The organism is Pseudoalteromonas sp. BSi20311, assembly GCF_000239875.1.
Classification (GTDB): Bacteria; Pseudomonadota; Gammaproteobacteria; order Enterobacterales; family Alteromonadaceae; genus Pseudoalteromonas.
Genome location: NZ_BADU01000123.1, coordinates 1 through 521 on the forward strand (window position 1 = coordinate 1; position 521 = coordinate 521).

The 521-nt window shown below is 37.4% G+C and carries 1 protein-coding gene; it reads left to right on the forward strand.

Annotated elements, in window-relative coordinates:
• A partial coding sequence (locus P20311_RS13305; RefSeq protein WP_036985186.1) for an IS982 family transposase occupies nt 1-521 on the forward strand: 521 nt, incomplete at both ends.

Genomic DNA, 521 nt, shown 5'->3' on the forward strand with positions numbered 1-521 from the left:
AGAGCTAAAAGAAATAAAGTGTTTGAAGGCGTTGCTCATCATGGAAAAGGCACTATGGGTTGGTCATATGGATTCAAACTACACTTAATAATTAATCATTTAGGTGAGATTGTGGCGCTAAAGCTCACAACGGGCAATGTGGATGATCGAGAGCCTGTTTCTGATATGGCGGACTCTATCTTCGGAAAACTCTATGGCGACAAAGGTTATATCAGCAAAGCGCTCTCTGGTGAGTTACTAGAAAAAGGTGTCGAGTTGATCACGACGGTTCGAAAGAATATGAAGAAAAAATTTGTTTCATTGTGGGACAGGGCTTTATTGAAAAAACGATTTATAATCGAAACGGTGAATGATCAATTGAAAAACATTTCTTACATTGAACACTCTAGACACCGCAGTATGCATGGCTTTATGCTAAATTTACTTGGTGGATTAATTGCCTATTGCCTAAAAGAGGAAAAGCCGTCATTAGATTTAACATCGCAAGAACTTGAAATTTTAGAGAGTAATAATCTAATGTT